Origin of the sequence: Candidatus Sulfotelmatobacter sp. (genome assembly GCA_035498555.1) — a bacterium.
Taxonomy (GTDB): domain Bacteria; phylum Eisenbacteria; class RBG-16-71-46; order RBG-16-71-46; family RBG-16-71-46; genus DATKAB01.
The window spans coordinates 1-7,455 of sequence record DATKAB010000065.1 but is presented as its reverse complement, the minus strand read 5'-3'; the positions used below and the strand labels follow the sequence as shown (position 1 = coordinate 7,455).

General features: G+C 69.1%; 6 protein-coding genes. All 6 read left to right on the top strand.

Features of this window, described 5'->3' with window-relative positions; genetic code table 11:
- On the top strand, positions 1 to 667 hold a 667-nt coding region (locus VMJ70_06060; GenBank protein HTO90678.1), incomplete at its 5' end, for a TetR/AcrR family transcriptional regulator.
- Entirely contained in the window at positions 664 to 2,034 is a 1,371-nt protein-coding gene (locus VMJ70_06055) for a TolC family protein (protein HTO90677.1), read from the top strand. The genes VMJ70_06060 and VMJ70_06055, both read left to right, overlap by 4 nt.
- A 22-nt stretch (positions 2,035 to 2,056) precedes the next feature.
- A complete protein-coding gene (locus tag VMJ70_06050; protein ID HTO90676.1) occupies positions 2,057 to 3,202 on the top strand; it encodes an HlyD family secretion protein in 1,146 nt (381 codons plus the stop codon).
- A gap of 6 nt (positions 3,203 to 3,208) precedes the next feature.
- Complete coding sequence (locus VMJ70_06045) at positions 3,209 to 4,846, top strand: DHA2 family efflux MFS transporter permease subunit (protein HTO90675.1); 1,638 nt, start codon at positions 3,209 to 3,211, stop codon at positions 4,844 to 4,846.
- Positions 4,847 to 4,948: 102 nt separating this feature from the next.
- Positions 4,949 to 5,299, top strand: coding sequence for a heavy metal-associated domain-containing protein (locus VMJ70_06040; protein ID HTO90674.1), 351 nt, complete (start codon positions 4,949 to 4,951; stop codon positions 5,297 to 5,299).
- 168 nt (positions 5,300 to 5,467) lie between these two features.
- Positions 5,468 to 7,455, top strand: a 1,988-nt coding sequence (locus tag VMJ70_06035) for a hypothetical protein (protein HTO90673.1), incomplete at its 3' end; no start/stop codon positions are given.

Below are 7,455 nucleotides of genomic sequence, written 5' to 3'. Positions count from 1 at the left end.
CGTCCGCGCAACGCTCGCGCACGCCGATCGGCCGCGCTGGCGCCGGCGCAAGGAAGCGCGCCCCGCCGAGCTGCTCGACGCGGCGCTCGAAGTTTTCGTGGAACGGGGCTACGCCGCGACGCGTCTCGAGGATGTCGCGCGCCGCGCCGGCATCACCAAGGGCGCGATGTACCACTACTTCGAGAACAAGGAGTCGCTCTTCAAGGCGATGGTCCGCGCCAAGGTGGTCGAGAACATCGCCGCGATCGAGCAGATCGTGCAGGAGTTCCAGGGCAGCGCGCGCGACATGCTGTTGCTGCTCATGACGCGCTGGTGGGACCGGGTGGTGGAAGGGCCGACCAGCGGCATCGCCAAGCTGATGATGAGCGAGGCCGGCAGCTTCCCGGAGCTGGCCGCGTTCTATTACGAGGAAGTCATGCAGCGCAACATCAAGCTGTTCGAGCACGCGATGAAGCTCGGCATGGCGCGCGGCGAATTTCGCCGGCTCGATCCGTCGCTCGCGGTGCGGCTGAGTATCGCGCCGATGCTCACGGCCGCGCTGTGGAAGCACAGCTTCGCCACCTGTGTACAGGAGGCGTCGTTCGACCCGCGTCGCTATTTCGAAGCGCACATCGAAATCTTCCTGAATGGCCTGCTCTCAACCGAAAGTCCGCGAGGCCCCTCATGAAACTTCGTCGCGCCCCAGACCCCGCGACTCTGTGGTTTCTCCTGGCATTCGCGGTGAGCGCCGCGCCGGCGGCTCTCGCCCAAGACGCGGCGGCACCCGACACCGCCACGCGGCTGTCGCTGGCCGACGCGGTGCGCGCGGCCGCCAGCGGCACCCCGGCGGTGCAGATCGCGCAGCTCCACGTCGATCAGGCGAAGGCGCGGATCGGCGAGGCACGCGGCGCATACCTGCCGGGCATCAGCGGCACGGCGTCGGATTTCAATCGCACCTTCAGCCTCAAGGCCCAGGGCATCACCTTCCCCTCGATCCCGGGGTCACCCTTGATTCCCGATCCGATCGGACCGGTCGGCCAGTTCGATGCGCGCGTTCACGCCAGCCAGGCGATCGTGGACATCGCCGCGATTCAGAAAGTGAAATCGGCCGATCAGGGCGAGCGTCAGTCGCAGGCCAATCGTGGCACCACCTCCGAGACGGCCGCGCAGAGCACCGCGCTGGCCTATCTGCGCGCGGTGCGCGCGCAGGAGCTGGTGTCCGCCCGCCAGGCCGACCTGCAGATCGCCAGCGACCTGCTCGACCTCGCCAACGCCCAGCAGGCGGCCGGCACCGCGCCCAGCATCGACGCGACGCGCGCCCGCTCGCAGATGGCGGTCTCGCGCAGCCAGCTGATCCTGGCGCGCAATCTCGCCGACCAGTCGCAGATCGACCTGGCGCGGTCGCTCGGGCTCGATCCCGGCACCCGTTTCGTGCTCACCGACACCCTCGGCAGCCAGTCGGCGATGTCGGACGCGCCCGAGGAGCCGCAGACCGCGGTGGGCACGGCACTCGAGCGCCGAAGCGAGCTGATGGCCGAGCGCGCGGCGCAGTCCAAGGCCAGGTACGACGCCTCGGCGATCTCGAGCGAGCGGATTCCACGGCTCGAGGCGCTCGGCGACTGGGGACTGAGCGGCCAGCACGCTTACGACGGCGTCACCACCTACGAGTACGGGCTGGCGCTGACCTGGCCGCTGATCGACGGCGGGCGCCGCGAGTCGCGCATCAGCGAGCAGCGTTCGGTGCTGCGTGAGTCGCAGGTGCGCGAGAAGGATCTCCGCGATCAGATCGCCGCCGACGTGCGTGGCGCGCTGCTCGACATCGCCTCGGGCCGCGAGCAGCAGCAGGTGGCTTCCGAGCGGTTGTCGCTGGCCGGCGAGGAGCTGGCGCAGGCGCGCGAGCGATTCGTGAATGGAGTAGCCGGAAACATTGAAGTCATCGATGCGCAGTCCTCGCTGATCCGGGCTCGCGACGTCGACATCGAGGCGCGCTTCGCGGTCGCAGCGGCGCGCGTGGCCCTGGCGCGGGCGGTGGGCGTGGCCCGCACGCTCCGCTGAGCGGACGAGAAGGAGACATCGGATGAGCACGGCACACGCTGAACGCAGGGATCTCGATCGCACCGAGCCTGCGACCCAGACACGCGGCGCCGCGAATCGCGAGCCGGCGGAAGACGGCGCCGACGAGGGCGCGCGCGGCGCGAGCTCTGCGGCGCGCGAGGCCGCGCCCCGGAAGAAGCCGCCGGTTGGACTCATCATCCTGGCGGTGGTGTTCGTCGGACTCGGCACCCTGGGAGTCAACCGGTATCTCTACGGCCTGTCGCACGTCTCGACCGACAACGCGCAGGTCGAGGGCTACGTGGTGCCGGTGCTGGCCCGCGTGACCGGCTACGTCACCGGCATTCATGCCGTCGAGAACCAGCCGGTTCACGCCGGCGACGTGCTGGTGGAGCTGGACGATCGCGACTTCCGCGCCAGGCTGGCGCAGTCGGAAGCCGACCTGGCCGCGGCGCGCGCCACCGCCGGCGGCAAGGGCCTGAATGGCCAGGCAGGGGCGCAGGTGGCGGCCGCCGAGGCCGCGGTCGCGCAGGCGAAGGCCAATGACGATCGCGCGCATTCCGATCTCGATCGCTACCGCACGCTGGCGCCGCGCGGCGTGGTGAGCAAGCAGCAGCTCGACGCCGCCGAAGCCGGGGCGCTCGCCGCCGACGCCGAATTGAACGCCGCGCAGAAGCAGGTGGAGGCGGCCAAGGCCGCGCTGACCGGCGCCGACGCCCGGCTGCTCGCGGCGATGGCCTCGCGCGATCAGGCCGAGCTCAATCTGTCCTACACGCGCGTCACCGCCCCGATCTCGGGCGTGGTGAGTCGCAAGACCATCGAGATCGGCCAGCTCGTCCAGTCCGGACAGCCGACCATGAGTGTGGTGCCGCTCGACGACGTGTGGGTGGTGGCGAACCTCAAGGAGACCGAGGTGCGCAACGTGGTGCCCGACGACAAGGCGATCATCGAAGTGGATTCGTATCCGGGGAAGAAGTTCACCGGGCACGTCGAATCCCTGAGTCCCGCGACCGGCGCCAAGTTCTCGCTGCTGCCGCCCGACAACGCCACCGGCAACTTCACCAAGGTGGTGCAGCGGATTCCGGTGCGCATCCGGCTCGACGGCCCGATCGATCCCGCTCGTCCGCTGCGTCCGGGCATGAGCGTCACCGCCACCGTCGTCACGAAGTAAGCAGCGATGGCGGCAACCACTCTGCCGGCGGCCGGATCGCACAACGGAGCGCCGGTGCACGCCGCTCGAACGGCCTGGTTCGATCCGGCGCGCGCCGACCTCGAGTCCTACCGCAATCGCTGGATCATCGCGATCACGGTGACGCTGGCGTCGGTGCTCGAACTGCTCGACACCAGCATCGTCAACGTGGCGATCCCGCACATGATGGGCACGCTGGGCGCCACGCTCGACGAGATCGCGTGGGTCTCGACCGGCTACATCGTCGCCAACGTGATCGTGCTGCCGATCACCGGCTGGCTCTCGGCCTACTTCGGCCGGCGCCGCTACTTCGCCGCCTCGATCGCGCTGTTCACGCTCGCTTCGTTCTTCTGCGGCAACTCTCACACGCTGTCGGAGCTGGTGTTCTGGCGGATCGTCCAGGGCATGGGCGGCGGCGCGCTGCTCTCGACCGCACAGGCCGTGCTCTACGAGGTCTTCCCGCGCGAGGAGTACGGCGCGGCGATGGCGATCTTCGGGGTCGGCGTGATGGTGGGGCCGACGCTCGGGCCGACGCTCGGCGGCTGGATCACCGACGCGCTGGCCTGGCCCTGGATCTTCTACATCAACATCCCGTTCGGCGCGGTGGCGCTGGCGCTCACGCTCACCTACCTCCGGAACTCGCGCTTCCAGGTGCGCTCGACCCGGGTGGACTGGCCGGGCCTGCTGCTGCTGGCCGTCGGGATCGGTGCGCTCCAGACCATGCTCGAGCGCGGCGAACGGCTCGACTGGTTCCAGTCGCGCCAGATCGTGGGGCTGGCGCTGCTGAGCGCCGGATCGCTGGCGACGCTCGTCTGGCACGAGCTGCGCACGCCGCATCCGGTGATCGACCTGCGGATCATGGCCAATCGCACCTTCGCCTCGGGTGTCGCGATCGGCGGCGTGCTGGGAATCTGCCTCTACGCCACCGTTTTCGTGCTGCCGGTCTACCTCCAGACCGTGCTCGGCTTCACCGCCAATCAGACCGGCATGGTGATCCTGCCCGGCGCGCTGGCCAGCGCGCTCACCATGGGCATCATGGCGCGGCGCCTCGGCCGCTTCGATCCACGCATCACCATTTCGATGGGCGCGCTGCTCTTCATGCTGGCGATGTGGCAGTGGTCGCAGTTCACCACCCTGAGCGGCCAGCGCAATTTCTTCTGGCCACTGATCGTGCGCGGCGTGGGGCTCGGGCTGGTGTTCGTGCCGCTCACCAATCTCGCCCTGTCCCAGCTGCCGATGAACAAGATTCCCGCCGCCACCGGCCTGTTCAATCTCATGCGCCAGCTGGGCGGCAGCGTCGGCATCGCGGTGTCGGCGACCCTGCTGCCGCGCTTCGCCGCGCAGAACCGCGCGCTGCTGGTCGAGCACGTGAGTCGCTACGAGCCCGCCGCGCGCGATCGGATCGCCGCGCTCGCCAGCCTGTTCATGGCGCGCGGCGCTTCGGCGGGTGGCGCGGAATCGCGCGCACTGGCGGTGGTGGAACGACAGGTCGACCGTCAGGCGATGATGCTGTCGTTCGAGCACATCTTCATTCTGTTCGGCTGTGCCTTCCTGATCGCGTTACCGCTGCTGCTCTTCATGCAGTACCGGCGGGGCGCGGCGCCCGGGACCTCGACCGCGCACTGACCTGGCCCTGAGAGCGCGAGCCGCTCGTCACCAGGCCGAGGCGCCGGGCGTCCCGATGCGCTAGTCTCTGGCCCCGGTCCGGCCGAACGAGGTGCGACGCCCATGAAATCCGACGGTCTCAACATCCTGGCGCTGGTGCTGGCGGTGCTGCTGCTCGGCGCCGGCGGCCCGTGGCTGATGCGCGAGCTGCGCACGCTGCCGCGCCCCATCAATCTGGCCGCGCGGGCCGACAGCCGGATCGTCACGCTCGAGGTTGGGGGCATGACCTGCCAGGGCTGTGCGAGCGCGGTGATGGCCCAGCTGAATGAGGTCCACGGAGTGCGCGCGGCGGACGTTCGTGTCCGGGAGAAACGGGCCTACGTGGTCTGCGACCCCGGTGTCGCCGACACCGCGCTGACCGCGGCGGTCCAGCGCGCCGGGCCGGGATTCCTGGCCGCGGTCGCCCGCCGCTAGCCTCGGTCCAGCCTCCGCCCATCCCCGGATTCCGCCCGCGAGCCGCGCCATTACGGTCTGGGGACGGGGCGCGGGGCGTGTTACAATGACGCGACATCGTTCGGCTCACGTCCTCCGGCCTCCACCCCCCAGCGGCCGCAACCTCGTCTTGAAGTCCGGAGTCTCTCCATGCGTCGAGTCACGCTCGCGCTTGCTCTGATTGCTCTCGCCGCCGGACTCTCCGCCGCACCGAAGCATCTCCAGTCGCGGCCGATGGACGCGCCCGACTTCGTCCACTTCGAATCGCCCCACGTTCACCCCGCCTGTCTCACGCCTTCGCACGACCGGCTGCTGGTGGTGAACACGCCCGACAATCGCCTGTCGGTGTTCGATCTCACCGGCGACACGCCCGCGCGCGTCGCCGAGATCTTCGTGGGGCTGGAGCCGGTGTCGGTGGCGGCCCTCGACGACAGCATCGCCTGGGTGGTGAACCAGCTCTCCGACGACGTGAGCATCGTCAATCTCACCACCATGAACGTGCAGGCGACCCTGCGCGTCGGGGATGAACCCGGCGACGTGGTGTTCGCCGGCACGCCGACCCGCGCATACGTGAGCGTGTCGCAGGAAGACGTGGTCAAGGTCTATGACCCGTCGAATCTCTCCACCGCGCCCAACGTGATCGACGCGCAGGGCCACCTGCCCAGGGCGCTGGCGCGGACCGCCGACGGCAGCCGCGTCTACGTGGCACTGTTCGGCTCGGGCAATCACACCACGATTCTCGGGCCCAACAAGCTGCCGCCCGATTCGATGCCGCCCGACTACGACATGCCGCCCGATGGCGGCCTTCCTCCGGCGCCGCCGACCGGGATCGTGGTCCAGTACCAGAGCACCGGCTGGTACGACATGTACGGCGATCTCTGGAACTCGCACGTGAAGTACACGGTGCGCGAAGTGGACGTGGTCGAGCTGAACACCGCGAGCCAGACCATCTCGCGCACCTTCGGCGGCAACAACAGCACGGTGATGTCGCTGGCGGTGAGCCCGACCGACTCGCGCATCCTCTACGCCGGCACCGAAGGCCGGAACGTGCTGCGCTACGAGCCGCGCATCACCGGCTACACCGTCGAGACCAACCTCGGCGTGGTGAACTTCGGAACCGGCAACGTGGTGCAGAGAAAGCTCAACCCGCACATCGATTTCGACACCACGCCGGGAACCCAGGCCGAGGCCGATTCGGCGCTCGGCATCCCGAGCGCGATCGGCTTCTCGAGCAGCGGGCTGCGGGCCTATGTCGCCGCATTCGCCGACAACAAGATCGGCGTGCTGAATCCGGCCGGTGGTGCCGCCAGCACGGTGCTCGCGCGCGTGGGTTGCGTGGCCGGGCCGAGCGGCGTGGTGGTGGACGACGCCCGCAATCGGCTGTACGTGGTGGGGCGCTTCCACAACCAGCTGCAGACGCTCTCGACCACCGACTTCAGCTCGCTCGACGTGAGCGGCATCGGCTTCGACCCGACGCCCGACGCGATCGTGAACGGACGCCGCGTGTTCTACGGCGGCTACACTTCATCGCACGGCGAGCAGGCCTGTGCGAGCTGCCATATCTTCGGCGACACCGACGATCTGGGCTGGGATCTCGGCGATCCGTTCGGCGCCTTCATTCCGCCGCCGGTTCCGAATCCGCTCGGGCTGTCGGGAACGCACCCGCTGAAAGGGCCGCTCGTCACCCAGTCGCTGCGCGGGCTCGCCAATACCGCGCCGTTCCACTGGCGGGGCGATCGCGCCAACTTCCAGGCGTTCAGCGGGGCGATCGTGAGTTTGATGGGGCGTGCGGCGCCGCTGCCCGACAGCGAGTTCGCAGCCATGGGTGACTTCGCGATGGCGCTCACCTACCCGCCCAATCCACACGAAAATCTCGATCGCACGTTGCCCGACGCGCCGCCCGGACAGGGAAGCGCTCAGCGCGGCGCCACGTTCTTCTTCAACACTCCGGTGGACGGCTCCAATACCTGCGCCGACTGCCACACCGCCGCCAACTTCGGGCCCGGCACGAACCGGCAGATGGTGGCGGGCGCGCACGTGGCATCGTCGCAGGACCTGAAGGTGCCGCAGCTTCGCAATCTCTACACCAAGTCCGGATTCCTCGATCAGGCGGGCGCGGTCGACAAGAAGGGCTTCGG

Coding starts and splice junctions, on each gene's coding strand:
- VMJ70_06055 (HTO90677.1), top strand. CDS start 664: ATGAAACTTCGTCGCGCCCCAGACCCCGCGACTCTGTGGTTTCTCCTG.
- VMJ70_06050 (HTO90676.1), top strand. CDS start 2,057: ATGAGCACGGCACACGCTGAACGCAGGGATCTCGATCGCACCGAGCCT.
- VMJ70_06045 (HTO90675.1), top strand. CDS start 3,209: ATGGCGGCAACCACTCTGCCGGCGGCCGGATCGCACAACGGAGCGCCG.
- VMJ70_06040 (HTO90674.1), top strand. CDS start 4,949: ATGAAATCCGACGGTCTCAACATCCTGGCGCTGGTGCTGGCGGTGCTG.